The organism is Pseudomonas sp. Lz4W (genome assembly GCF_000346225.2).
GTDB classification, from domain to species: domain Bacteria; phylum Pseudomonadota; class Gammaproteobacteria; order Pseudomonadales; family Pseudomonadaceae; genus Aquipseudomonas; species Aquipseudomonas paraversuta.
The window spans coordinates 2,319,478-2,344,838 of the sequence record NZ_CP017432.1; the positions used below are offsets into that span (position 1 = coordinate 2,319,478).

A 25,361-nucleotide genomic window follows, 5' to 3' on the forward strand; every position below is an offset into this window, starting at 1 on the left:
CCGTTATGAGCATTTTGTTTGAACCCGTACGCCTGGGTGACCTTGAACTGGCCAACCGGATCGTCATGGCGCCCATGACCCGCAGCCGTGCCGATCAGCACGGGGTACCTACCGCGGAAATGGTCGAGTACTACCGTCAACGGGCCTCGGCGGGTCTGATTGTGGCCGAAGGCACTTCACCTTCGGCCAATGGTCTGGGCTATTGCCGGACCCCGGCCATCTACAACGCCGAACAGATTCGCGCCTGGAAGGCCGTGACCGATGCGGTGCACGCCGAAGGCGGCCTGATCGTGCTGCAGTTGATGCACGTAGGCCGTGCTTCCTGCGCCCAGAACAAACCCGCAGGCGCTGCAACCGTTGCTCCTTCGGCGTTGCGCGCGCGCACCCAGTTGTTTACCGATCAGGCCGGGCTGGTGGACAGCGACGAGCCACAGGCTTTGTCGCTGCAAGACATTGCCGGGGTGATCGATGAGTATCGCCAGGCGGCCCTGAATGCCCGTGAAGCGGGTTTTGACGGGGTTGAGTTGCACTGCACCAGCGGTTACCTGCCCATGCAGTTCATGGCTTCGGGCAGCAACCTGCGTGAAGACCGCTATGGCGGCAGTGTCGAAAACCGCGTGCGTTTCCCTGCTGAAGTACTGACCGCCATGGCTGCGGCCATCGGTGCCGGGCGTGTGGCGTTGCGCCTGTGCCCGGGCAACCCGTTCAATGACATCAGCGACGAAGATCCGCTGGCCACCGCCGAAGCCCTGTGCCGGGCCGCCGAGCCGTTGGGTCTGGCCTACGTGCATATCATGCGCTCGCCCCTGGCCGAGCTGGATGCCTTCGCCCTGGCGCAGCGCCATTGCAGCAGCGGACTTATTTTGAACGACGGTTTTGACGGCGCATCGGCCGAGGTTGCCTTGCAGGCCGGTCAGGGCGAGGCAGTGTCGTTCGCCCGGCATTTTATTGCCAACCCGGATCTGGTGGAGCGCCTGCGCCGGGGCTTGCCTCTGGCCCGCTTCGATCGCAAAACCCTGTATTCGCCAGGTCCTGAAGGCTACAGCGATTACCCGCAGAGCGAGACGGTGACGCCATGAACGATATGTCGCGTTTCAGCACGCCCGTGGCACCCCGGCAACAGCCAGTGCCCCGCGAGCAGACTCAGGAGCTGCTGGACCTGCGTTCGGCAGCCAGCGCGCAGATCAAGCCGGCGGACCTGTACACCCTGGCCGATCGTCTTGAGGCGCAGGCCCGCAGCTTTCCCCAACGACCATTTTTGATCTACGGCACTGATGTATATAGCTATGCCCAGGTCGACGCCCAGGCCAATCGCATGGCCCGGGTGTTTTACGACAAGGGTCTGCGCCCCGGTGATGTGTGCGCGATTGCCATGGAAAACCGCCCGCAGTTCTTTTTCTGCTGGTTTGGCCTGGTCAAGCTTGGCGCCGTGGTGGCGTTTATCAATACCCAGGTTAATGGCAAGCCGCTGGTGCACGCACTGCAGACCACTGAGGCCAAGGCCGTGGTGGTCGGTGAGGAATGCCTAGACAACCTGTTGTCCACCGAAGGCTTGCCGGATGTGCCGTGGTGGTTGATTGAAGATCCGGAAAACCCCCACGACCGCGTGTTGCCGGCCTGCGTCGACCAGAGCTTTAGCGAGCAGATTGCCCGCGCTGCGGACACAGCTTTTGCCCGTGAAGTGCGCGCTGCCATTACGGCTGAAAGCACCACTTTGCTGATTTTCACCTCGGGCACCACCGGTTTGCCCAAGGCTGCGCGCTACAGCCATATGCGCTGGATGTCTTCGGGTGACGTGATGGAAGTCACCATGGGGGCCACTGCCCAGGACGTTTTTTATTGCTGCCTGCCGCTGTACCACGGAGCTGCCGCGACTTCGGTGACCTCTACCGCATTGCGTGTCGGTGCCAGCATTGTGGTGCGGCGCAAGTTCAGTGTGCGTGAGTTCTGGCAGGACGTACGCCGCAATAACATCACGGTGTTCCAGTACATCGGTGAAATATGCCGCTACTTGCTCAACCAGCCCGTAGTGGCCGGGGAGCGGGAGCACAGTTTGCGTTACATGCTCGGCGCCGGCCTGACGTCCGAGTCGTGGCAGCGCTGGCTTGAGCGCTTCGGCCCGATCCAGGTGTTCGAAGGCTGGGGCGCCACCGAGGCCAACGCGAATCTGATCAACGTCGACAACTATGTGGGCTCGTGCGGCCGGGTACCGGACTGGAGCCGGACCAATCTGCGGCTGGTGCGCTACGACGTTGAAAGTGACACCCATCCACGGGACGAACAGGGTTTCTATCAGCTCTGTCAGCCGGGTGAAGTGGGTGAAGCGATGGGTTTCATCGTCAATCATCCGCAGATCGGCGGGGGGCGTTTCGAGGGCTATACCAGCGCCGCTGCCAGCGAAAGCAAGATCCGCCGCAACGTGTTCCAGGCCGGAGATGCGTACTGGAGTTCCGGCGATCTGTTGCGCTATGACGACGACGGTTATTTCTATTTCGTCGACCGTATCGGCGATACCTTTCGCTGGAAAAGCGAAAACGTTTCCACCCTGGAAGTCGCCGATACCCTCAGTGACTTGCCGGGACTGGAACTGATCAATGTGTATGGCGTGCAAGTGCCGGAACACGAAGGCCGGGCGGGCATGGCGGCGATCCTGATGCAGGCCGGCCACACCTTTGATCCCCAGGCGTTCTATGACCTGACCGAAGCGCGCTTGCCACGTTATGCGGCGCCGATGTTTGTGCGGGTCTCGGCGACGGCTGACATGACCAGCACCTTCAAGTTGCGCAAGGTCGATTTGCAGCGTCAGGGCTACGCCCCGGGCCTGTTTGCCGATCCGCTGTTCGTGCGTGACGAAAGCACCCGTACCTATCAGCCGTACTCGCTGCAAGTACTGGCCCGGGCCGGGCTGGCACCTTTTGTGGGCAGCAGTCATGAGTGAAATCGACGCCCGGGGCCATGAATGGCGTGACGGCCTGCGCTACCCGTGGCCTCAGGCGCCGGCCAGCGGGCAGGTGCAAGAGGTGGCCGAGGGTGTGTTGTGGCTGCGCATGCCGCTGCCCTTTGGCCTGGACCATATCAACCTGTACCTGCTGCGCCATGGCGACGGCTGGGTGGCGGTGGATACGGGCCTCAACAGTGACCAGTGTCGTGAGGTATGGGAGCAGGTATTTGTCGACGTGTTCCAGGGCCTGGCGCTCAAAGCGGTGATCTGTACCCATTTCCACAGCGATCACACCGGTGTGGTGGGGTGGCTGGCCGAGCGTTTTCGGTGTCCGGTGCTGATGACCCATGGTGAGTTTGAAGCTCTGCACCATGGCCCGCCGATGGCGAAGACACCTGATTGGGCCTTTGTCGATTTTTATCAGAAAGCCGGTTTCAGTCCCGAGCGCACGGCAGCCTTGTTGCCGCTGATCCAGGGTGAGCATTTTCGGCCGCAGTTGGTGGCCGGGTTTATCCGGTTGCAGCATGGCAGCGAGCTGACCATTGGCGGCAGGCGCTGGCAGGTGGTGATGGGCAATGGTCATTCACCGGAGCATGCATGTCTGTATGCCGCTGATGACGGCTTGCTGATTTCTGGCGATCAAGTGTTGCCGCGCATCACTTCAACCATCGCCGTCTACGTCACGGAGCCCGAGGCCAATCCATTGCGCGACTGGCTGGCATCCATCGAGCGGCTGCGGGTCATTCCCGACAGCGTGTTGGTGCTGCCGGCCCATGAACGGCCGTTCTGCAATTTGCATCTGCGCCTGGACCAGTTGCGTGACCACCATCTGAACCATTTGCAGCAACTGCACCAGGCCTGTGCGCAACCGCTCACGGCGCTGGAGATGATGGCGGTGTTGTTTAAAAAACTGTCAGGTCGTTTTGACGAGCTGATGGCGGTTGGGGAGACGTTGGCTCACGCCAATTACCTCATGGCCGAGGGGGCGCTCGTTCGTGAGGTTCAGGGAGGGCTGCATCGCTATTCGCAGGCCGGGACAGGAGTCGTGAAGTTCGACCCGCTTCAGTTGTCATGAGCAGGGTATATGCGCTGCAGAACGCAATGACGCTTGAACCCATCGAGGCGGCCAGAGGGTCGCTAATCAGGAGAGGCAGAGTGATCAATAAAAACAACAATAAATGTCTTGGGCACAACTTTCAGGTCACGGGCCTGGCAGTCGCCGTTGCGCTGGTAACCAGCCCGGTGTGGGCGGGGGACACTATTGAGTTTGATGACGGCACCACCATCGATTGGTCGGTGACCACCAGTTACGGCATCGGTATGCGCCTGGGTGACCCCAGTAACAGGTTGATGGGCATCAACGTCGATGATCCGAACCGCAACTTCGATCAGCACAGTCTCACCACCAACCGCGTGGGTGCCCTGGGCGAAATGATTTTGCGCAAGGACAACTACGGCGCTGTGGTCCGTGCCAGTACCTTCTATGACGATGTTTACCACCGCTCAAACGACAACAACTCGCCGTCGACGGTCAACAAGACCGGGAGCAACGATGAGTTCACCAGCGACACCAAGTATTACAGCGGTGGCCGCACCCGTTTGCTCGACGCCTATGTGTTTGGCGGCTGGCGCTTTGACAATGACACCATGCTCGACGTCAAGGCCGGTCGGCATATCGAGTCCTGGGGCGAAAGCCTTTACTACCCGGGCGTGAACGGGGTACAGAACCCGTCCGATGCGGTCAAGGCAGCGCAGCCCGGGGTTGAGGTCAAGGAAGTGCTGTTGCCGGTGGGCCAGTTCTCGGCGTCTTACCGCATCAACCCGGAAATTACCCTGGGCGGCTACGTGCAGTACGAGTGGAAGGGCACCGAGCTGCCGCCAGTGGGCAGCTATCTGTCGACCTCTGACGTGATCGGCCCTGGACGCGAATTCATTCTCGGGGCCAACGGCTCGCGGATCAATTACATGGGCACCGACGAACCCCGTGACAGCGGCCAGTGGGGTGCGCAAATCCGCTACCGCCCGACTACCGACCTGGAACTGTCGCTGTTCCATGTGGTGTACCACGATAAAAACCCGGCCACAGCGCTGGTTGGCTATCAACCCCTGGCCCTGGGCAATGGGCATTATGCCTACACCACCAACGGCTACAAGGTTGAGTATTTCGAAGATATCAAGCTGACCGGTATCAGTGCCGCCACCAAGTTGGGTGAATACCAGCTGGGGGCTGAATGGTCTTACCGCGACGGAGCCCCGGTGATGGTCAATACCGGTCTGGGTCCGGTGCCGACCCGCGGCAAAGGCCAGCAGTTGCAGCTCTCGGCCATGCGAATCCTGGGTGACAGGCCATGGGCCAGCCAGACCACGCTGACCGGTGAGATCGTCACCGTACGCGTGGATGATGTGGACGATGTGTCAGGTGCGCCGAATCTGTTGGGCCTGCCTGTTGCTCCTCCGTATGCCGGGGCGATTCAGCCGTCCAATGATTACACCTACAAAACCTCCTCGGCCTGGAGAACCCGTTCTTCAAGCGCTTATACCGTGGGCGCATCGTTCAGTTACCCGGGTGTGTTTCAGGGCTGGGACCTTGAGGTGCCGTTTACCTTCTCCAACGTGTTCAGCGGTGCTGCACCGATGTCCGGGACCATCGCCGGGGTGGCCGGTGACCGCCGTCTGAGTGCGGGCACTACGTTCAAGTACCTGAGCAACCTGGAAATGTCGTTCAAGTACATCGCGTACCTGGGCTCGCCGGATCCGATCTACCGTCCGCTGGCAGACCGTGACTACGCCACGTTCTCGATGAAGTACACGTTCTAATCAAGGTATGCCCCTGTGGGAGCGGGCTTGCCCGCGATTGGATCGCTGCAGCATGTATGGCAGGGCGCAGGGTCTGCATCGCTGGCAAGCCGGCTCCCCCAACGGGGCAAATGTGAACCGATAAAAGAGAGAAACCTATGGGTCTTAAAGGTCACGCGGCCATTGTCGGCAGCGCTCAGTACAAACCGGAAAAATACGCAACGGCGCCGCGCATGTTCCATCTGGAGCAGGTTGCAGATCTGGCCGCGCAAGCTTTGCGCGATGCCGGTTTGCAAGCCTCGGACCTGGACGGGCTGGTAATCAACGGCCCGCAGTTTCATGAAGCTTCGGTGTTCGTGCCTGCCATGGCCGCCGAATACCTGGGCTTGCGCCTGAACTTTGCCGAAGTGGTCGACCTTGGCGGCTGTACCTCGGTGGGCATGGTCTGGCGCGCGGCGGCAGCCATCGAGCTGGGTCTGTGCCAGGCGGTGCTCTGCGTATTGCCTGCACGCATGGCGCCGCTGGGGCCGGACGAAGACCCGAGCTGGATGGCCCGGGCCATGCGCTTCGGTGGCCACAGCACCGCCTTCGGGGCACCCGAAGCCGAATTCGATTTGCCCTACGGCCACATGGGCCAGAACACCGGCTACGCCATGATTGCCCAGCGTTACGCTGCGCAATACGGCTATGACCCGCGGGCACTGGCGAAAATCGCTGTGGATCAGCGTACTAATGCGCAGTACAACCCCCAAGCGATGTTTTACGGCCAGCCGTTGACCATCGAGCAAGTGCTGGCGAGCAAGAAAGTTGCCGATCCGTTGCATGTACTGGAGATCGTGATGCCGGTGGCCGGCGGTGCAGCGCTGATTATTGCTTCGAAGGAAGTGGCTGCCCGTGCCCGCAAGCGGCCGTCGTATATCACCGGTTTCGGTGAGCATCTGGCGTTCAAGTCGCCGTCCTATGCCGCCGACATGGTGCAAACCCCGATTGGTCCTGCTTCGCGCCGGGCGTTCGACATGGCCGGGCTCAAGCCCGGGGATGTGGATGCTGCACAAATCTACGATTGCTACACCATTACTGCCTTGCTGACCCTGGAAGACGCAGGCTTCTGCGCCAAGGGTGAAGGCATGAGTTTTGTCCGTGAACACGACCTGACCTGGCGTGGCGATTTCCCGATGAACACCCATGGCGGCCAGCTCAGCTTTGGCCAGGCCGGTTCCGCCGGCGGCATGTCGCAGGTGGTCGAGGCAGTAACCCAGATCGCCGGCGAGGCGGGCGAGCGTCAGCTTGCGCAGTGCGACACGGTGTATGTCTCAGGCACCGGTGGGGTGATGAGTGAGCAGGGCGCATTGATACTTCAGGGAGCATGAATCCGATGTCGAACAACAAACCAATGCCGGTCCCGACCGAGATTTCTGCACCGTTCTGGGAAGGCCTGAAGGCCGAGCGCCTGCTGATCCAGCAGTGCAATCAATGCAGTCACTGGGTGTTTTACCCGCGTCGGCATTGCCCCGGCTGCCTGGCCCACGAGCTTGCCTGGCGTGAAGTCAGCGGCGGGGCGAGCTTGTACAGCTTCACTGTGACCCGGATTGCCACCATGCCGGATTTTGCCGATGAAATGCCGCAGATGCTGGCGGTGATCGAGCTGGATCAAGGGGTACGGATCAACAGCAATCTGGTGGGCCTGGACGAGTCCGAGGTCAAGGTCGGGATGCGCCTGCAGCCGGTGTTTGCCGAGGTGGACGCAAAGGGTACGCGGCTGTTGCGTTTTACCGGGATGGACAAGGACCCGCAGGCTTTGAAGAGCTTGCCGGCAGCAGTGCAGCAGCCGGCGGTTGCAGCGCCCCGGGTACGCCAGATTGCACTGGATGACGAGGCCGCGTTGCAGTCGCTGGTCAGCGACACGTTCAGCCCCTGGAGCAACCGGATTGTGGTTGATCAGGGCCTTATCGACGCTTTTGCCGCGTTGTCGGGGGATGATTACTGGATTCACACCGATCCGGAACGGGCCCGTAAACAAAGCCCCTTTGGCGGCACCATTGCCCATGGTGCGCTGGTGCAGATCCTGCAGTCGCGCATGCAGTTGAACCTGGATTACGAGATCACCGGTTTCAGCAATATGGTCAATTACGGTTCGGACCGTTTGCGCTTTCCGGCGCCGGTACCGGCCGGTTCGACCATCCATTCGCGGGCCCGGGTAAAGCGTGTGGAACGGGTTAAAAGCGGTACCCAGCTGACCCTGGAGCTCAACATCCACGTGCTGGGCAGCGAGCGGCCTTCAGTGATCAATGAGCTGGTGATTCTCTATATGTAATCCTCGCGTTACCTGTGACCTGTGACCTGTGACCTGTCATCTGTAGGAGCGAGCTTGCCTCGCGAGCTGTTAGCGGTAGAAAAGCTCGCGAGGCAAGCTCGCTCCTACAGGTATGAGGTATGAAGCGTTGAGGTTATTCAGTGTCCTCAATGGCTTTAGTCTCAACGGACGATGAGCCCGGCAACCTTCCTTCCCATACTGCCCCAAGCCAATAAATACAGGCATTGAGGAGCAGGCACATGATCGACATTCGTGGTTTGAGCTACTTCGTTGCAGAGTCCGCCGACCCGGTGCAGTGGCAGCGTTACGCCGAAGATGTACTCGGGATGATGGTCACTGCGGCACCCGCCGGCGGGTTGTATGTGAAGATGGACCAACGCCCGTTCCGGATGTTGATCGTGCCTGGCGGTGAGTCACGCTATCTGGCATCGGGCTGGGAGCTGGCCAGTGAGAAGGCGTTCAATGCCGCCATCGAAACCCTGGATCAGGCCGATGTCAGCTGGCGCCCGGGTACTCCCGAGCAGTGCGATCAGCGCGGTGTACAGGCGTTGCTGCACGTCACCGATCCTTCGGGCAACCGCCATGAACTGAGCTGGGGCCATCGCTCCGATTGCCAGCCCTTTGTTTCGCCGCAAGGTGTTCCGGGGTTCGTCACCGGTGAGATGGGCCTGGGGCACACCGTTCTGCCCGCTCCCAACTTCGATGCCACCCTGGCCTTTGCCAAGGACGTACTGGGCTTCGAGTTGTCGGACATATTCAATTTCCGGCCCGACCCGTCGGCCGCACCGATCCGCATTCACTTCCTGCATTGCAAAAACAGCCGTCACCACAGCCTGGCCCTGGCTGAGTACCCGGTGCCGTCCGGCTGTGTGCATGTGATGGTCGAGGTCGAAACGATGACCGAAGTGGGCCGCGCCCATGACCGGCGCCTGGCGCATAACGTGCCGTTGTCGGCCACTTTGGGCCAGCACTTGAACGACCAGATGACCTCTTTCTATATGAAAACCCCTTCGGGCTTTGACCTGGAGTACGGCTATGGCGGCTTGCTGGTGGATTGGCAAGACCACAGCGCTTTTGAATTCACCCGGGTCAGCCTGTGGGGCCACGATTTTTCAGTCGGCCAGCAGTAACAGACCGGTAAAGGAGTAACCCATGAACAAGCAAATGACAGCGGCAGACGTGGTCGGCCAATTGCGTGACGGCATGACCATAGGTTTTGGCGGCTGGGGGCCACGGCGCAAGCCGATGGCGATCGTGCGCGAGATCCTGCGCTCGGAGGTCAAGGACCTGACCGTGGTGGCGTATGGCGGCCCTGAAGTCGGCATGCTTTGCGCGGCCGGCAAGGTCAAGAAACTGGTGTTCGGTTTTGCCACCCTCGATGCGATCCCGCTGGAAGCCTACTTTCGCAAGGCGCGGGAGGCCGGTGAGCTGGAATTGATGGAGCTGGATGAGGGCATGTTGCAATGGGGCCTGCGCGCCGCCGGTATGCGGTTGCCGTTTTTGCCGACCCGCTGCGGCCTGGCAACCGATGTCAGCCGTCTGAACCCGGACATCAAGCAGGTGCAGTCGCCCTATGACGACGGTGAAGTGTTGCTGGCTATGCCTGCGCTGAACCTGGATATGGCCTTTTTGCATGTCAACGTCGCTGACCGCCTGGGTAACACCCTGATCACCGGTCCCGATCCGTATTTTGATCATCTGTTCGCCCGTGCCGCCAAGCAGTGCTTTGTGTCTTGCGAGCGGATCGAAGAGCGCCTGAGCCTGGATGCCGCCCAGGCCCGCTTCAATACCTTTGAGCGCTATCTGGTCAGTGGCGTGGTGCACGCCCCCTTTGGTGCACACCCGACCTCGTGCCCGTCCGATTACGGCTGGGACATGAGCCATCTCAAGCGTTATAGCGCCAGTGCCGGCGAAGCCGACGGCTGGCAAGGCTATGTAGCAGAGTTTGTGACACCGGGCGAATCAGCCTACCAGGCCAGCAATGGCGGTGCCGACCGGCTGGGCGCTTTGCCGCTGCCAGTGTTTTGAGGAGTATGGACATGACTGCGACTTGCGAATTTACCCTGGCCGAACTGTTGATCGTGGCTGCTTGCGAAGCCTGGCGCGATAACGGCGAAGTGATTGCTTCCGGCCTGGGGGTGATCCCGCGCCTGGGCGCGAGCCTGGCCAAACTGAGCCACAGCCCGGAACTGTTGATGACCGACAGCGAGGCCTTTCTGGTGGAAGAGCCGATTCCTTTGGGGCCGCGCGGTGACTATGAGCCGCGTTACTCGGGTTACCTGTCGTTTGAACGGGTGTTTGAGTGCGTGTGGGGCGGCCGTCGTCACGCGATGATCGGCCCGACCCAGATCGACCGCTGGGGCCAGACCAATCTGTCGTGCATTGGCGACTATCACAAGCCCAAGGTGGCAATGCTGGGGGTGCGCGGTTTGCCGGGCAACAGCATCAACCATATCAACTCGTTCTTTGTGCCGAGCCATAACACCCGGGCATTTGTGTCCGGTGAAGTGGACATGGTTTCAGGTGTCGGGTTCAAGCCAGAGCGTTGGGAAGAAGGCATGCGCCGCGACCTGATGGACATCCGCCTGATCGTCACCGATCTGTGTGTGATGGACTTCGGCGGCCCGGACCGCGCGGTTCAGGTGCGCTCGCTGCACCCGGGTGTGAGCTTTGAACAGGTGCAGGACAATACCGGCTTCCCGCTGCTCAAGGCAGCCGATATCAAGCAGACCGTGGCGCCTACTGCGCAGCAATTGGAGCTGATCCGTCGTCTGGACCCGCATGACTATCGCGCAGCCGCGCTGAAGGGCAATCCACCCGGCATTCGCCAGGCCTGAAGGCAAGGAATCCAGATGAACAGCGACAGCGAATTTGTGCAGCGGGCTGATACCGCTGTGTATGAAACCGAAGAACCGGTGCTGTACGGGGTGGCGGACGGGATTGCCACCCTGACCCTGAATCGGCCGACAGTGAACAACGCGCAGAACTCGCAGATGACCTATGCCCTGGACGATGCGTTTCGCCGGGCGGTGAATGATGACCTGGTGAAAGTCATAGTGTTGCGCGCTAACGGCAAGCATTTCTCGGCCGGGCATGACATTGGCACCCCCGGGCGCGACATCAACAAGTCGTTTGAGCGTGCGCACCTGTGGTGGGATCACACCAACAAGCCTGGCGGCGAATATCTGTACGCCCGGGAGCAGGAGGTGTATCTGGGCATGTGCCGGCGCTGGCGCGAGCTGCCCAAGCCGACCATCGCGATGGTGCAGGGCGCGTGCATTGCCGGCGGGCTGATGCTGGCCTGGGTGTGTGACTTGATCGTGGCCAGTGATGATGCGTTTTTCCAGGACCCGGTGGTGCGCATGGGCATTCCGGGGGTGGAGTACTTTGCCCACCCTTACGAATTGAACCCGCGCATTGCCAAGGAATTTCTGTTTACCGGCGACCGTATGAGTGCCGAGCGCGCCTATCAGATGGGCATGGTCAATCGCCTGTTCAGTCGCGAAGAACTGGAGGCAGGCACTTATGCGCTGGCAGCGGCCATTGCCAAACAGCCGCGCATGGGGCTGGCGCTGACCAAGCAGGCGATCAATCACGTTGAAGATTTGCAGGGTAAGCGCACAGCCATGGACGCGGTGTTTGCCTGGCATCACTTCGCCCATAGTCATAACGAACTGCTGTCGGGCGACAAGCTCGGTGGTTATGACGCCAAGGCCATGATTCAGGCAAACAAGACGGCTGCGGGAGAGCGTGGATGAGTGGCTATCTGCAAACGGCGCTGACCGATGCATTGGGCTGTCGTTACCCCATAGTGCAGACCGCGATGGGCTGGGTGGCGGATGCCAATCTGGTGATTGCCAGCACTAGGGCCGGGGCGTTCGGATTTCTTGCCGGGGCAACCATCGCCGCGGACCAGCTTGAAGCTGAAATCCAGCGGGTGATCGAGGCCACCGGCGGCAGTAATTTCGGCCTCAACTTTCATATGTTCCAGGAGAACGCTGCGCAGTGCGTGGACCTGGCGATCGAGTACCGCTTGCGTGCCGTCAGTTATGGTCGCGGGCCGGATCGCCAGACCATCGAGCGCTTCAAGCGGGCCGGGGTGCTGTGTATACCCACGGTGGGCGCACTCAAGCATGCGCTCAAGGCGGTGGAGCTGGGCGCTGACATGGTGACGGTACAGGGTGGTGAAGGCGGCGGGCATACCGGCGGGGTGCCGAGCACCATTTTGCTGCCCCAGGTGCTGGATGCGGTACAGGTCCCGGTGATTGCCGCCGGTGGCTATTCCACCGGTCGCGGTCTGGCCGGAGCATTGGCCAGCGGGGCGGCCGGGATTGCCATGGGCACGCGGTTTTTGATGACCCGGGAATCGCCCACCCCTTTGGCGACCCTGGAACGCTATGTGAAAGTCAAAGATCCGCAGCAGATTCGCGTGACCCTGGCGGTGGACGGGATGCGCCACCGGATGATCGAAAATGCCTTTATCAATCGTCTGGAAAAGGCCGGTGCCTTTGGCCGCTTGCGCATTGCCCTGGGCAGTGCCTGGCAGTGGAAGCAACAGACCGGCATGAGCCTGGGGCATATGTTCAGTGTGTTCGCCCAGTCGGTGAAGGAAGACCCGGGTGCCTTGTCGCAAACCGTAATGGCAGCCAACCAGCCGGTGCTGTTGCAGCGCTCCATGGTGGACGGCATTCCGGATGAAGGGATTTTGCCCAGCGGGCAAGTGGCAGCAGCGATCAGCGAGCTGAAAAGTTGCGAGGAGCTGATTCAGGAGATGGTGCTCGAGGCAGAGCGGTGTTTGGGCCGATTGCATAGAACTGTGTAGGAGCGAGCTTGTCTCGCGAGCTGTTGGCGGTTGAAAGAGCTCGCGAGCAAGCTCGCTCCTACAGGTATGGGGGGGTCAGAGGGTTATCCAGCGCTGTTGTTCGGCGGCTTCGCGAATGGCCGCTGCCAGACGTTCTACCTGCCAGGCTTCTTCGAAGTCGGGGCCCGGCGCAGGGTTGCCGGCGCAGGCCTGGATCAGCCCGTGTACCTCCAGGGTTTTCAGTTCGTTGTACCCCAGCTGATGCCCACCCGCAGGGCTGAACGCGGCGTAGCCGGGTAGTTCCGGGCCCGCCAGCAGGCGTTCGAAGCCGGCCTGGCCGGCTTTGCACAGGTGCAGTTCATTCAGCCGCTCCTGATCGAATTTAAGGGTGCCGCCGGTACCGCTGATCTCGAAGCTGAGGTGGTTTTTATAACCGTGCTTGAGCCAGCTGCTGCTCAGGGTGCCCCGGGCGCCATTGCTGAAACGCACCAAGGCGTGGGTCTGGTCGTCGATCAGGATGTCGCGCAGTTCGCTGCTGTTGCGGCTGGCCGGGCGTTGTGGGTGAACGGTCTGGCTGTCGGCGCACACGGCTTGGACATCCCCCACCAGATAGCGCGCCATGGCCAGCAGATGGCTGCCCAGATCGGCCAGGGCACCGCCGGCATGCCCGGGTTCGCAGCGCCATGACCAGGGCAGCGCCGGATCGGCCATGAAGTCCTCGCTGAACTCGCCCTGGAAACTGATGATGCGTCCCAGGTCACCACGCTCAATCATCTGTTTGGCCAACACCAGCATCGGGTTGTGTTGATAGTTGTAACCCACCCGCGTGACCACGCCGGCGACCCTGGCAGCGAGATGCATTTGCTCGGCCTGTTGCAGGCTGACGGCCAGGGGTTTTTCGCAATACACCGCTTTACCCGCTGCGATGGCGGCCATGGCCATGGGGAAGTGCAAGTGGTTGGGGGTGGTAATGGCGACCACATCCACTGCCGGGTCGCTGATCAGCTGTTGCCAGTCGCCATGGGCGCGGGCAAAGCCCCAGGCGTTTGCACAGTGCTGCGCGCGCTCGGCGTCGGCATCAGCCAGTGCTGCAAGGTGCAAGTGCACCGGCAGTTCAAACGCAGAACTGACATTACGAAACGCCAGCGCATGGGCTCGGCCCATGAATCCGGTGCCGATCAAACCAATACCAAGTGCACGCATAGCCTGGATCCTTTGAATTGTTATTTTCAGGGAGGGCTATTAATGGAATAAATATTCCGAAATATCAACTATTGGAATTAACTTATTGGTCTGTGAGCCAGGTTCTGTAGGAGCGAGCTTGTCTCGCGAGCTTTTTAAAACCGCCAACAGCTCGCGAGACGAGCTCGCTCCTACAGGGGGGGCTGGGCTTTGGTCTGGGTTATGAGAGGTATCCGCCGTCGACGTTTAACGAAACGCCAGTGGTGTAGGTCGAGGCGTCGCTGGCCAAATACAGCACTGCACCGGCCATTTCTTCGGGCCGGGCCACGCGTTTCAACGGGATCTGTTGCAGTGCGGTCTTGAGGATGGCGTCGTTGCCGACCAGCGCCGATGCAAATTTGGTGTCGGTCAGGCCCGGGAGCAGGGCGTTGCAGCGTATCCCGTACTCGGCGCACTCCTTGGCAAATACCTTGGTCATGTTGATCACCGCGGCCTTGGTCATCGAGTAGACCCCCTGGAACACGCCGGGCGATACGCCGTTGATCGAAGCCACGTTGATGATGCTGCCGCCGCCGTGGTCGCGCATCAGTTTGCCGGCTTCTACCGACATGAAGAAGTAACCGCGAATGTTCACGTCCACGGTTTTCTGGAACGCACTCAGGTCTGTGTCCAGGACGTTGCAGAACTGCGGGTTGGTCGCCGCGTTGTTGACTAGGATATCGATGTGGCCAAATTCTTCGCGGATGCGGGCAAAAGTCCGGGTGATCTGCTCCATTTCGCCGATATGACAGGCGATGGCAGTGGCCTTGCCGCCTTCGGCGATGATCCCGTCAACCACCGGCTGGCAGCCTTCAAGCCTGCGGCTGGACACAATTACATGGGCGCCCTGTTGGGCCAGCAGCCTGGCGATGGCTTCACCAATGCCGCGACTGGCACCGGAAACAAAGGCAATTTTTCCATCAAGGTTGAACAGTTGAGTCCTGGACATGTTGATTCCCTGGTTGTCGCGGGTTTAGAGGCTGGATGTGCGGATGAGCTTGAGGCTCATCTGCTCGAGCAGCGCATTCATCTGCACAAAGGATGCGAAGCGCTTGTCCTGCGTCTGGCCGTGGTAATAGCGGTAATAGATCTGCTGGACAATACCCGCCAGACGGAACAGTCCGTAGGCGTAGTAAAAATCGTAATTGTCTATCTGAATGCCCGAACGCTCGGCGTAGTAATCGACGAATTGGCGGCGGGTCAACATGCCCGGGGCGTTGCTGGGCTGGCGCCGCATCAGTTGTACCGGTGCCGGGTCGTTGGCTTCAATCCAGTAGGCCAGGGTGTTGCCCAGATCCATCAGGGGGTCACCGAGGGTGGTCAGCTCCCAGTCCAGGACGCCGATGATTTGCATCGGGTTGGAGGGGGCGAGGATCACATTGTCGAAGCGGTAGTCGTTATGCACGATGGCCGGGGTCGGGTGGTCAGCCGGCATTTTGTTCTGCAGCCACTGTTTTACTGCTTCCCAGCGCGGGGCATCCGGGGTCAGGGCCTTTTCGTAACGTTCACTCCAGCCGCTGATCTGGCGTTGTACATAGCCATGGGGCTTGCCCAGTTCGCCCAGCCCGCAGGCGTTGTAGTCGACCTGATGCAGTTGCACCAGCTTGTCGATAAAGCTGTGGCACAGGGTTTGTGTGGTGGCGGCAGTCAGCCCCAGTTCGTCGGGTATGTCCGAGCGCAGGATGATGCCCCTGACCCGCTCCATCACGTAGAACTCCGAGCCGATCAGGCTTTGGTCGGTGCAGTGGGCATAGGCTTTGGGGCAGTAAGCAAAGGCGTCCTTGAGCTGATTGAGAATGCGGAACTCGCGGCCCATGTCGTGGGCTGATTTGGCTTTGTGGCCAAAGGGCGGGCGGCGCAGTACCAGCTCCCGGTCGGGGTATTCAATCAAATAGGTGAGGTTGGACGCGCCGCCCGGGAACTGGCTGACCACGGGGTGCCCCGCAAGCCCGGGGACATGAGCCTTGAGGTAAGGATCGATGCGGCTGATGTCGAGTTCTTCACCCGCGCGGATGCGGGTCGACGAGTCGGTAAGCGCCATGTTTATCTCTTCTGCTTATATTTGTGGCTGGGCAACATTCGCTAATCTAATGGGCGCCCGGACCCGGGACAAGGCGGGGATGGCCTTAATAGGTGCGGGTGTTAGTGAGCGATCAGCGTGATGGATAAGCGTTGAGTGAAGCACAGGCGAAAAAAAACCGAAGCGCGTGGTCTTCGGTTTTTCGGTGTTGCGTGTGGCTTACGAAGGGAACAGTTCGCTCAGCTTCATGGCCAGCATCATGTCGCCTTCAGCGCGCAGTTTGCCGCCCATGAACGCCTGCATGCCATCGGTTTCGCCGCTGACGATGCCTTCCAGGGTTTCGCCGTCCATGACCAGCGTTACCTGTGCGTCCGGGTTCTCGCCTTCCTGGAGTTCGCAAGTGCTGTCTTTAATGATCAGCGAGAAGTTTTTGGTGTCATCAATGCGAAAACCGAATACCAGGTCCAGACCGGCAGCAGCGGCTGGGTTGAATTTGGCTTTCATTGCTTGAACGGCATCAGCTACAGAAGTCATGGTTCGATCCTTTTAGGTTGGGTTACTGCGACCCTCAGGTCGCGGTTGCCGACGCTCAACGATAGGTGATGAGTGACGGCGTCTTCAACAGTTGCAGATGCACCTGGCTGTTGAAGGAAGCCAGAATGACCTCGCGGCCATGGAACTTGAGCTGGCTGAGCGAGGTGTTAGCAATTTGCCAGGTCAGCTTGAAGGCGTCGCTGGCCGGAATCTGGGTCAGTATGTGCAGCAAGGCAGTGATGGTGCCGCCGGAGGTGAACACGGCGATGGTCTGGTCGTTGCGGGCCAGGTCGAGAATCCGGTTCAGGCCTGCCTGAACCCGTTCAACGAAGCCCAGCCAGGTTTCCAGCCCGGGAGTGTCGTAGGTACCGCTGAGCCAGCGCGCGATGATCAGTTCAAAGATACGCTGGAACTCTGCCGGGTTGTGGGCGGCATTGTTCATGGCTGTTATGGCGTCAGGTTCGTCTGGCAACAGGCCAGGAAGCAGGGCACCGAGCACGGCGAAAGCATCAAATTCGTTGAAGGCAGAGTCAATGTCATGGGCGGGAACGGGCAACCCGGCAGCCGTGAACTGTGCCAGTGCATGGCGAGCGGTGTCTTGCTGGCGCAGCAGGTCGCCGGAGATGCAGCGATCAAAGCGCAGATCCAGATCAACCAGATGCTGGCCCACGATCTCTGCCTGGCGCACACCCAGGGCCGACAGCATGTCGTAGTCGTCGGCGCCAAACGAGGCCTGGCCATGTCTTATCAAGTAGATGCTGCCCACTTTCGCGTCATCCCGCTCGGTTGAAAGTCTGGCGAGGTTAGGAGGAAGGCAGGAACCTGTCAATGAAAAAACATACGCTCGTTTGAATCGCCTGTATGGGCCTGCCGACAAGGCTGTATCGCGGCTGGCAGGGCGAGGGTCACGCCGGTATGCTGGGGGCATTACGCGGCCCTGACCCGAGGGTCGCATGCTAATTAAGGAGAGTCTGTGGAATTTTTTGCCGATTACGCCAGTTTTCTGGCCAAGACCGTGACCCTGGTGATTGCCATTGTGGTAGTGCTGGTGGTGATTGCGGCATTGCGCGGCAAAGGTCGCCGCCGCTCTGCAGGGCAGTTGCAGGTCAACAAGATGAACGAGTTTTATAAAGGACTGCGGGACACGCTGGAGCAGTCGTTGTTGCCCAAGGATCAGCTCAAGTCGCTGCGTAAACAGCAGGCCAAAACCGACAAGAAGTTGAAAAAGCAGCCTGAAGAAAAACCTCGGGTGTTCGTGCTGGATTTCGACGGCGATATCAAGGCATCGGCCACTGAAAGCCTGCGTCACGAAATCACTGCTCTGCTGGCCCTGGCTACCCCTGCCGATGAGGTGGTACTGCGTCTGGAAAGTGGTGGCGGCATGGTTCACAGCTACGGCCTGGCGTCGTCGCAACTGGCGCGTATTCGTCAGGCGGGGATTCCGCTGACCATCTGTATCGACAAGGTCGCGGCAAGCGGCGGCTATATGATGGCGTGTATCGGTCAGAAAATTATCAGCGCGCCCTTTGCGATTTTGGGTTCGATCGGGGTTGTGGCGCAGTTGCCCAACGTCAATCGCCTGCTGAAAAAGCACGACATCGATTACGAAGTGCTGACCGCCGGCGAGTACAAACGCACTCTGACCGTGTTTGGCGAAAACACTGAAAAGGGCCGGGAGAAGTTCCAGCAGGATCTGGACATCACCCATCAGCTGTTCAAGAACTTTGTCGCCAAGTACCGCCCGCAGCTGGCGATCGATGAAGTGGCCACCGGTGAAGTCTGGCTGGGGGTTGCTGCAGTCGACAAGCTGCTGGTGGATGAACTTAAAACCAGCGACGAGTATTTGTCGGAGCGTGCCAGGGACGCTCATCTTTACCACTTGCACTATGCACAGCGTAAAAGCTTGCAGGAGCGCGTTGGCCTGGCGGCCAGCAGTTCGGCAGAGCGGGTGGTTGACTCTCTGTGGAGCCGTTTGACGCAGCAGCGTTTCTGGTAAAGCTGCTGTCTTTGGGCACTCTTTGAGCCACGCAAGGGCTCAGGAGTGGCCCGTGTCACAGGCATGCCGTGTGACACGGGTTCCTCAGATGATTAACGACGTCGGAACAGCGGCATCGGTTCATCTGTAGAAGACTGATAGGTGACTGAAAAATCTTTCAGGCCCTGCAGTGCTTCATAGGGGTCTTTGTCGGCACGGATGGCAAATGCATCGAAGCCACAGCGGTGCAGGTAAAACAGCTGGTCGCGCAGAACATCGCCGATCGCGCGCAATTCGCCTTTGTAACCATAACGGTCACGCAGCAAGCGGGCGTTGGAATAGCTGCGACCATCGGTGAAAGCGGGGAAGTTCAGGGCAATGACCTGGAAATTCGCCGCGTCATCGCCCAGTTCCTCGGCTTCCTCATCGCTGTCCAGCCACACACCCAGGCCGCCATCACGGGCCTTGAGTGCCGGGCCATGTTCGCGCCACAGCGCCAGCGGCACGATCAGGTCGTCGCAGTTGGAGATGTCATCAAAGCTGACGTCCTTTGGCAGCAAGTGCCAGGTTTCGTCGATCACTTCGTTGTTTTTAATTATTCGCTGCATAGACGCGCTCCTTGAAAGGGTCGATGCCGATACGTTGGTAGGTGTCGATGAAGCGCTCATCTTCGGTACGTCTTTCAACGTACACATCGATCAGCTTTTCGATCACGTCCGGCATGGCGTCCTGGGCGAACGAGGGGCCGAGAATCTTGCCCAGGCTGGCATCGCGGCTGGCGCTGCCACCCAGGGAGACCTGGTAGAACTCGGCGCCTTTTTTGTCGACGCCCAGAATCCCGATGTGACCGACGTGGTGGTGACCACAGGCGTTCATGCAGCCGGAGATGTTGAGGTCAAGCTCGCCGATGTCGAACAGGTAATCCAGGTTGTCAAAGCGACGCTGGATCGATTCTGCAATCGGGATCGACTTGGCGTTGGCCAGGGAGCAGAAGTCGCCGCCCGGGCAGCAGATCATGTCGGTCAGCAAGCCAATGTTAGGGGTGGCGAAGCCTTGTTCACGCAACTCGCCCCACATGGCGAACAACTGGTTTTCTTCGACGTCGGCCAGGATGATGTTCTGTTCGTGGGAAGTACGCAGTTGACCGAAGCTGTAGCGATCAGCCATGTCGGCGATGCCATCCCACTGCTTGTCCGTCACGTCGCCCGGCGCTACGCCTGTAGGCTTGAGCGACAGGGTAACGGCGACATAGCCCGGCTTCTTGTGGGCCAGGGTGTTGCGGGTACGCCAGCGGGCGAAACCCGGGTGCTGCTGGTCGAGTTCAGCCAGTTCGGCGCTGAAGTCGGGCAGTACTTTGTAGTCAGGGTCGACGAAGTGCCTGGCGATGCGCTGGACTTCAGCCTCGGTCAGGGTATTGGAACCACCGCGCAGGTGAACCATCTCGGCTTCAACGCGTTCGGCGAACACTTCCGGGGTCAGGGCTTTGACCAGGATCTTGATCCGGGCCTTGTACTTGTTGTCACGACGGCCGTAGCGGTTGTAAACCCGCAGGATGGCTTCGAGGTAGCTCAGCAAGTCTTGCCACGGCAGGAATTCATTGATGAAGGCGCCGATCACCGGAGTACGGCCCAGACCGCCGCCCACCAGCACGCGGAAGCCCAGTTCACCGGCGTCGTTGAACACCGGCTCGAGGCCTATATCGTGGACTTCAATGGCGGCACGGTCAGAGGCCGAACCATTGATGGCGATTTTGAATTTGCGCGGCAGGTAAGCGAATTCCGGGTGGAACGTGGTCCATTGACGAACGATCTCGCACCAAGGGCGCGAATCGATCAGTTCATCGGCAGCCACACCGGCAAACTGGTCGGTGGTGACGTTGCGCAGGCAGTTGCCGCTGGTTTGAATGGCGTGCATTTGCACTGTCGCCAGTTCTTGCAGAATGTCCGGCACGTCTTCCAGCGCCGGCCAGTTGAATTGCACGTTCTGGCGGGTACTGATGTGGGCATAGCCCTTGTCATAGTCGCGGGCAATCTTGGCCATCATTCGCGCTTGACGCGAAGTCAGCTGGCCATAGGGCACGGCGACCCGCAACATCGGGGCAAAACGCTGGACATAAAGGCCATTTTGCAGGCGCAGGGGGCGGAACTCTTCTTCGCTCAGCTCACCTGCCAGATAGCGTCGGGTCTGATCCCGGAACTGCTTGACGCGGTCCTCGATGATCCGCTGATCGTACTCGTCATATACGTACATATAGGTCCTGTTCTCAGGCTGCTAACAGCTTATCTGCGCGCACGGCCGCGCACTCCCCAAGGAGCAAGGCACGATACCAGCTTGTAGTTATGCGCAAAAGTGATGTTTAAGCATATGCAAAGAACCAAAACGACTATAAGAGTCTGATTCTCAATGCCTTACTTGTGGGAAGGGCATTACTGAACTTAACTGAGCCCAAGTCTTCAAGCATTCACCCATAAAACCGAAAAAAGGCGATGCGATGAGTACTCCAGTCAAAGTGCGTAAAAGCGACAGCAAGGTCGATGCATGGGCCATTTTCTTTCTTGTCATCCTGGTGGTCTCAACGGCCGTCTTCTGGGTGAGTCACCAGTAATCAAACCCCGGCCAGATACAGCACCAGCTTGACGATGCCGAACAGGGTGAGCGCAAAACACAGGGTAAACAGCAGGCCCAGGATCAGAAACTGAGCGGGTTTGCCGTGGGTGAAATCGCGAGAGCGGTTTTTTGCGCTTTGCACGCCAAAGGCTGCAGCCAATACGCTGTGCAACACTTGCCATAAGGTAGGCGGCTTGTTGTTGGCTGGATCGTCCATATATCCCCCACTATTGAGTTGCTGTGAACACAGCATAGTTCAAGGGATGCATACCACTTGACTGCAGGAGCGAGCTTTAACGGCTCGCTCCTGTAGAGGCAGAGGTTGTTTAGTTGTCGTAGCCCAGGTTCGGCGCCAGCCAGCGCTCCGTCACGCTCAGGTCCTGACCTTTACGCGCCGTGTAGCTTTCAATCTGGTCCTTGTCGACCTTGCCCACGGCAAAGTACTGCGCCTGCGGGTGAGCAAAGTACCAGCCGCTGACCGCCGCCGCCGGGAACATGGCGTAGTGCTCGGTCAGGAATACACCGCTCTGGCCTGCGCGCATCTCTTGTGCTTCAGGGTCCAGCAGGGCGAACAGGGTGCCTTTTTCTGTGTGATCAGGACAGGCCGGATAGCCCGGGGCAGGGCGGATACCGCTGTACTGCTCCTTGATCAGTTCGTCATTGGCCAGTTGTTCGTCCTTGGCATACCCCCAGTATTTGGTCCGTACCTGCTGGTGCAGCCATTCGGCGCAGGCTTCGGCCAGACGGTCAGCCAGGGCCTTGACCATGATCGAGTTGTAGTCGTCGCCCGCATCCTGATAGGACTTGGCTACTTCTTCGGCACCAATACCGGCGGTGGTGATGAAGCCCCCCACGTAATCGGTTACGCCGCTGTCTTTGGGCGCGACAAAGTCGGCCAGCGAGAAGTTCGGCTTGCCGTCGGTCTTGATGATTTGCTGGCGCAGGTGATGCAGTTTTGCCAATGGCTGGCCATCGTCGCCGTAGAGCTCCAGATCATCATCGTTGACCTGGTTGGCCGGCCAGAAACCAAACACCGCACGGGCGCTGATCAGCTTTTCATCGATCAGCTTGGCCAGCATTTCCTGAGCGTCGGCATACAGCGCGGTGGCCGCTTCGCCGACCACTTCGTCGGTCAGGATGCGCGGAAACTTGCCCGCCAGATCCCAGGAAATAAAGAACGGCGTCCAGTCGATGTATTCGGCCAGCACTTTGAGGTCGATGTTGTCCAGCACCTTGGCCCCGGTAAACGTCGGCTTGACCGGCTGGTAGTCGCTCCAGTCGAACTGTGGCTTCTTGGCAATTGCAGCGGGGTAGCTCAGGCGCTCGGTACGGGCGCTGCGGTTCGCGGTGCGTTCACGCACTTCAATGTATTCGAGGCGGGTTTTCTCAACGAAACCGGGCTTCAGCTCCTTGGACAGCAACTGTGTCGCGACACCTACGGCGCGGGAGGCGTCGGTGACGTAAATCACCGCATCATTCTGATACTTGGGCTCGATCTTGACCGCCGTGTGAGCCTTGGAGGTGGTCGCGCCGCCAATCATCAGCGGCAGATGGAAGTCCTGGCGCTGCATCTCACGGGCCACGTGGACCATTTCATCCAGCGACGGTGTAATCAGGCCCGACAGGCCGATGATGTCGCATTTCTGCTCCTTGGCCACCTGCAGGATTTTCTCTGCCGGCACCATCACCCCGAGGTCAACGATGTCGTAGCCATTACAGCCCAGGACCACGCCGACGATATTCTTGCCGATGTCGTGCACGTCGCCTTTAACCGTGGCCATCAGGATCTTGCCCTTGGCTTCCGGTTTGTCGCCCTTTTCCAGTTCAATAAAGGGAATCAGGTGCGCCACCGCCTGTTTCATCACGCGGGCGGATTTCACCACCTGGGGCAGGAACATTTTGCCGGCGCCAAACAGATCGCCAACGATATTCATGCCGGACATCAGCGGCCCTTCGATGACTTCGATCGGACGCTTGAACGACTGGCGCGACTCCTCGGTGTCTTCGACGATATGGGTGGTGATGCCCTTGACCAGCGCGTGCTCAAGACGCTTGTTGACTTCCCAGCCACGCCACTCTTCGGTTTCGGCCTCTTTGACGCTGCCGTCGCCCTTGTACTTGTCGGCAATGGCCAGCAGGTTGTCGGTGCCGTCCGGGGTGCGGTTGAGCACCACGTCTTCCACGGCGTCGCGCAATTCAGCCGGGATCTGGTCGTAGATCTCCAGCTGTCCGGCGTTGACGATACCCATGGTCAGGCCGTTGCGGATCGCATACAGCAAAAACACCGAGTGGATGGCTTCACGCACCGGGTTGTTGCCGCGGAACGAGAAGGACACGTTGGACACACCGCCGGAAGTCAGTGCATACGGCAGCTCGTCGCGGATGTAGGCACAGGCGTTGATAAAGTCCACAGCGTAGTTGTTGTGTTCTTCGATACCGGTGGCCACGGCAAAGATGTTCGGGTCGAAAATGATGTCTTGTGGCGGGAAGCCGACTTCATTGACCAGGATGTCGTAGGAGCGTTTGCAGATTTCTTTTTTGCGCGCTTCGGTGTCGGCCTGGCCGGCTTCGTCAAACGCCATCACCACCACGGCGGCGCCGTAGCGTTTGCACAGTTTGGCGTGATGGATGAACTGCTCCACGCCTTCTTTCATGCTGATGGAGTTGACGATGCCCTTGCCCTGAATGCACTTGAGGCCCGCTTCGATGACTTCCCACTTGGAGGAGTCGATCATGATTGGCACCCGGGAGATGTCCGGTTCACCGGCAATCAGGTTGAGGAAGGTCACCATCGCCTTCTTCGAGTCCAGCATGCCCTCGTCCATGTTGATGTCGATGATTTGCGCACCGGCTTCAACCTGCTGCAGCGCCACTTCCAGGGCTTCGGTGTAGTTGTCTTCACGGATCAGTCGGGCGAAGCGCGCAGAGCCGGTGATGTTGGTACGTTCGCCGACGTTGACGAACAGCGAGCTGCGATCGATGGTGAAGGGCTCAAGACCCGAGAGGCGGCAGGCTTTGGGAATGTCCGGGATCTGGCGCGGGGCGTAACCGGCCACGGCTTTGGCGATGGCTTCGATATGGCCCGGGGTGGTGCCGCAGCAGCCACCGACAATGTTCAGGAAGCCGCTCTGGGCAAACTCTTCAATGACCTTGGCGGTTTCGGCCGGCAGTTCGTCGTATTCACCGAACTCGTTGGGCAGGCCTGCGTTGGGGTGAGCGGAAACATAGGTGTCGGCCTTGTTCGACAGCTCTTCGAGATACGGGCGCAGCTCACGGGCACCCAGGGCGCAGTTCAAACCGACCGAAATCGGCTTGGCATGGCTGATGGAGTTCCAGAATGCCTCGGTGGTCTGGCCGGACAGGGTACGCCCGGAAGCATCGGTGATGGTGCCGGAAATCATGATCGGCAGTTCGACACCCAGCTCTTCAAACACGCCCTGTACGGCAAAGATCGCGGCTTTGGCGTTGAGGGTGTCGAAAATGGTCTCGATCAGGATCAGGTCGGCACCGCCTTCGATCAGGCCTTTGGTGGCCTCGGTGTAGTTTTCCACCAGTTCATCGAAGGTCACGTTGCGATAGCCGGGGTTGTTCACGTCCGGCGACAGGGAGCAGGTACGGCTGGTAGGGCCGAGCACGCCCGCGACAAAACGTGGTTTGTCCGGGGTTTCCAGGGTTTTGGCGTCGGCGACTTTGCGCGCCAGGCGTGCGCCTTCTACGTTCAGCTCGTAGGCCAGGGCCTGCATGCCGTAGTCGGCCTGGGATACCTGGGTGGCGTTGAAGGTGTTGGTTTCGAGAATATCGGCACCGGCATCCAGATACGCCTTCTCAATGGCCCCGATCACATCGGGGCGGCTGAGGATCAAAAGGTCGTTGTTGCCTTTGACATCACTCGGCCAGTCGGCGAAGCGTGTGCCACGATAGTCGTGTTCCTCTAGGCGGTAGCTTTGGATCATAGTGCCCATGCCGCCATCGAGAATCAGAATGCGCTCTTTGAGGGCTTGCTGAAGTGCTTGGAGACGAGCGCTGCGGTCAGACATAGGACTACCTGTAAGAGCCATGCAAAAGATGCGAAATCATAACAAACCTGCGTGGGATTTGAGCGTTCGCTAATTTACATGAATTTGATTCATGTTGGTGCGGGTGTTCCATGGG

The 25,361-nt window shown here is 59.7% G+C and carries 21 protein-coding genes; 12 read left to right on the forward strand and 9 right to left on the reverse strand.

The annotated features are described in order from the left end of the window. The first annotated feature begins 5 nt into the window (after positions 1-5). From B195_RS10820 to B195_RS10870, 11 genes are all read left to right on the forward strand, one after another. Positions 6-1,079, forward strand: coding sequence for an alkene reductase (locus tag B195_RS10820; RefSeq protein WP_003445118.1), 1,074 nt, complete (start codon positions 6-8; stop codon positions 1,077-1,079). Next, positions 1,076-2,938, forward strand: coding sequence for a long-chain-acyl-CoA synthetase (locus B195_RS10825; RefSeq protein WP_003445121.1), 1,863 nt, complete (start codon positions 1,076-1,078; stop codon positions 2,936-2,938). The genes B195_RS10820 and B195_RS10825 overlap by 4 nt, the downstream gene beginning before the upstream one ends. Then, a complete protein-coding gene (locus tag B195_RS10830; protein WP_003445123.1) occupies positions 2,931-4,016 on the forward strand; it encodes an MBL fold metallo-hydrolase in 1,086 nt (361 codons plus the stop codon). The genes B195_RS10825 and B195_RS10830 overlap by 8 nt, the downstream gene beginning before the upstream one ends. A gap of 80 nt (positions 4,017-4,096) precedes the next feature. Next, positions 4,097-5,758: a DUF1302 domain-containing protein gene (locus tag B195_RS10835; RefSeq protein ID WP_003445125.1), complete on the forward strand. Its 1,662-nt coding sequence runs from the start codon at positions 4,097-4,099 to the stop codon at positions 5,756-5,758. Between the two features lie 137 nt (positions 5,759-5,895). Continuing rightward, complete coding sequence (locus B195_RS10840; RefSeq protein ID WP_003445127.1) at positions 5,896-7,107, forward strand: thiolase family protein; 1,212 nt, start codon at positions 5,896-5,898, stop codon at positions 7,105-7,107. A gap of 5 nt (positions 7,108-7,112) precedes the next feature. Beyond that, entirely contained in the window at positions 7,113-8,051 is a 939-nt protein-coding gene (locus B195_RS10845) for an OB-fold domain-containing protein (RefSeq protein WP_003445128.1), read from the forward strand. Between the two features lie 239 nt (positions 8,052-8,290). Next, positions 8,291-9,181 carry a VOC family protein gene (locus tag B195_RS10850; RefSeq protein WP_003445129.1) on the forward strand — a complete coding sequence of 297 codons (891 nt, stop codon included), beginning with the start codon at positions 8,291-8,293 and terminating at the stop codon, positions 9,179-9,181. A 22-nt stretch (positions 9,182-9,203) separates the two neighbouring features. Beyond that, on the forward strand, positions 9,204-10,079 hold the full coding sequence (locus B195_RS10855) for a CoA transferase subunit A (RefSeq protein WP_003445131.1): 876 nt from the start codon (positions 9,204-9,206) through the stop codon (positions 10,077-10,079). A gap of 11 nt (positions 10,080-10,090) precedes the next feature. Further along, on the forward strand, positions 10,091-10,888 hold the full coding sequence (locus B195_RS10860; protein ID WP_003445132.1) for a CoA-transferase subunit beta: 798 nt from the start codon (positions 10,091-10,093) through the stop codon (positions 10,886-10,888). 15 nt (positions 10,889-10,903) lie between these two features. Beyond that, complete coding sequence (locus B195_RS10865; protein WP_003445133.1) at positions 10,904-11,809, forward strand: enoyl-CoA hydratase; 906 nt, start codon at positions 10,904-10,906, stop codon at positions 11,807-11,809. Further along, entirely contained in the window at positions 11,806-12,873 is a 1,068-nt protein-coding gene (locus B195_RS10870) for a nitronate monooxygenase family protein (RefSeq protein ID WP_003445134.1), read from the forward strand. Before B195_RS10865 ends, B195_RS10870 begins: the two co-directional genes overlap by 4 nt. Before the next feature lie 75 nt (positions 12,874-12,948). Here B195_RS10870 and B195_RS10875 read toward each other — a convergent pair whose 3' ends face one another. From B195_RS10875 to B195_RS10895, 5 genes are all read right to left on the reverse strand, one after another. Continuing rightward, a complete protein-coding gene (locus B195_RS10875) occupies positions 12,949-14,055 on the reverse strand; it encodes a Gfo/Idh/MocA family protein (protein ID WP_003445135.1) in 1,107 nt (368 codons plus the stop codon). Between the two features lie 199 nt (positions 14,056-14,254). Further along, the gene (locus B195_RS10880) at positions 14,255-15,022 is read right to left on the reverse strand and encodes an SDR family oxidoreductase (protein ID WP_003445136.1); all 768 of its coding nucleotides are present in this window, start codon (positions 15,020-15,022) and stop codon (positions 14,255-14,257) included. Positions 15,023-15,046: 24 nt separating this feature from the next. Further along, complete coding sequence (locus tag B195_RS10885) at positions 15,047-16,114, reverse strand: phosphotransferase family protein (RefSeq protein WP_003445137.1); 1,068 nt, start codon at positions 16,112-16,114, stop codon at positions 15,047-15,049. 198 nt (positions 16,115-16,312) lie between these two features. After that, entirely contained in the window at positions 16,313-16,627 is a 315-nt protein-coding gene (locus B195_RS10890; RefSeq protein WP_003445138.1) for an SCP2 sterol-binding domain-containing protein, read from the reverse strand. Between the two features lie 55 nt (positions 16,628-16,682). Beyond that, positions 16,683-17,393 (reverse strand): histidine phosphatase family protein, encoded by a 711-nt coding sequence (locus B195_RS10895; RefSeq protein WP_003445140.1) that lies wholly within the window; start codon positions 17,391-17,393, stop codon positions 16,683-16,685. Positions 17,394-17,600: 207 nt separating this feature from the next. On the opposite strand from B195_RS10895, the gene sohB reads away from it, so the two are divergent. After that, positions 17,601-18,623 (forward strand): protease SohB, encoded by a 1,023-nt coding sequence (sohB, locus tag B195_RS10900; protein ID WP_003445142.1) that lies wholly within the window; start codon positions 17,601-17,603, stop codon positions 18,621-18,623. 92 nt (positions 18,624-18,715) lie between these two features. On the opposite strand, the gene B195_RS10905 is transcribed toward sohB, so the two are convergent. From B195_RS10905 to metH, 4 genes are all read right to left on the reverse strand, one after another. Then, on the reverse strand, positions 18,716-19,210 hold the full coding sequence (locus B195_RS10905; protein ID WP_003445144.1) for a DUF934 domain-containing protein: 495 nt from the start codon (positions 19,208-19,210) through the stop codon (positions 18,716-18,718). Then, on the reverse strand, positions 19,194-20,852 hold the full coding sequence (locus B195_RS10910; protein WP_003445145.1) for a nitrite/sulfite reductase: 1,659 nt from the start codon (positions 20,850-20,852) through the stop codon (positions 19,194-19,196). Before B195_RS10910 ends, B195_RS10905 begins: the two co-directional genes overlap by 17 nt. A 355-nt stretch (positions 20,853-21,207) precedes the next feature. After that, positions 21,208-21,426 carry a DUF2970 domain-containing protein gene (locus B195_RS10915; protein WP_003445148.1) on the reverse strand — a complete coding sequence of 73 codons (219 nt, stop codon included), beginning with the start codon at positions 21,424-21,426 and terminating at the stop codon, positions 21,208-21,210. Between the two features lie 109 nt (positions 21,427-21,535). Further along, entirely contained in the window at positions 21,536-25,246 is a 3,711-nt protein-coding gene (gene metH, locus B195_RS10920; RefSeq protein WP_003445150.1) for a methionine synthase, read from the reverse strand. Between the last annotated feature and the right edge of the window lie 115 nt (positions 25,247-25,361).

Excerpts from the sequence above, each read along its gene's own strand:
- B195_RS10855 (WP_003445131.1), top strand. The coding sequence starts at position 9,204 with ATGAACAAGCAAATGACAGCGGCAGACGTGGTCGGCCAATTGCGTGAC.
- B195_RS10910 (WP_003445145.1), bottom strand. The coding sequence starts at position 20,852 with ATGTACGTATATGACGAGTACGATCAGCGGATCATCGAGGACCGCGTC.
- B195_RS10890 (WP_003445138.1), bottom strand. The coding sequence starts at position 16,627 with ATGACTTCTGTAGCTGATGCCGTTCAAGCAATGAAAGCCAAATTCAAC.
- B195_RS10905 (WP_003445144.1), bottom strand. The coding sequence starts at position 19,210 with ATGCAGCGAATAATTAAAAACAACGAAGTGATCGACGAAACCTGGCAC.
- metH (WP_003445150.1), bottom strand. The coding sequence starts at position 25,246 with ATGTCTGACCGCAGCGCTCGTCTCCAAGCACTTCAGCAAGCCCTCAAA.
- B195_RS10840 (WP_003445127.1), top strand. The coding sequence starts at position 5,896 with ATGGGTCTTAAAGGTCACGCGGCCATTGTCGGCAGCGCTCAGTACAAA.
- B195_RS10830 (WP_003445123.1), top strand. The coding sequence starts at position 2,931 with ATGAGTGAAATCGACGCCCGGGGCCATGAATGGCGTGACGGCCTGCGC.
- B195_RS10875 (WP_003445135.1), bottom strand. The coding sequence starts at position 14,055 with ATGCGTGCACTTGGTATTGGTTTGATCGGCACCGGATTCATGGGCCGA.
- B195_RS10825 (WP_003445121.1), top strand. The coding sequence starts at position 1,076 with ATGAACGATATGTCGCGTTTCAGCACGCCCGTGGCACCCCGGCAACAG.
- B195_RS10870 (WP_003445134.1), top strand. The coding sequence starts at position 11,806 with ATGAGTGGCTATCTGCAAACGGCGCTGACCGATGCATTGGGCTGTCGT.
- B195_RS10820 (WP_003445118.1), top strand. The coding sequence starts at position 6 with ATGAGCATTTTGTTTGAACCCGTACGCCTGGGTGACCTTGAACTGGCC.
- B195_RS10885 (WP_003445137.1), bottom strand. The coding sequence starts at position 16,114 with ATGGCGCTTACCGACTCGTCGACCCGCATCCGCGCGGGTGAAGAACTC.
- B195_RS10860 (WP_003445132.1), top strand. The coding sequence starts at position 10,091 with ATGACTGCGACTTGCGAATTTACCCTGGCCGAACTGTTGATCGTGGCT.
- B195_RS10850 (WP_003445129.1), top strand. The coding sequence starts at position 8,291 with ATGATCGACATTCGTGGTTTGAGCTACTTCGTTGCAGAGTCCGCCGAC.
- B195_RS10845 (WP_003445128.1), top strand. The coding sequence starts at position 7,113 with ATGTCGAACAACAAACCAATGCCGGTCCCGACCGAGATTTCTGCACCG.
- B195_RS10880 (WP_003445136.1), bottom strand. The coding sequence starts at position 15,022 with ATGTCCAGGACTCAACTGTTCAACCTTGATGGAAAAATTGCCTTTGTT.
- B195_RS10915 (WP_003445148.1), bottom strand. The coding sequence starts at position 21,426 with ATGGACGATCCAGCCAACAACAAGCCGCCTACCTTATGGCAAGTGTTG.
- B195_RS10865 (WP_003445133.1), top strand. The coding sequence starts at position 10,904 with ATGAACAGCGACAGCGAATTTGTGCAGCGGGCTGATACCGCTGTGTAT.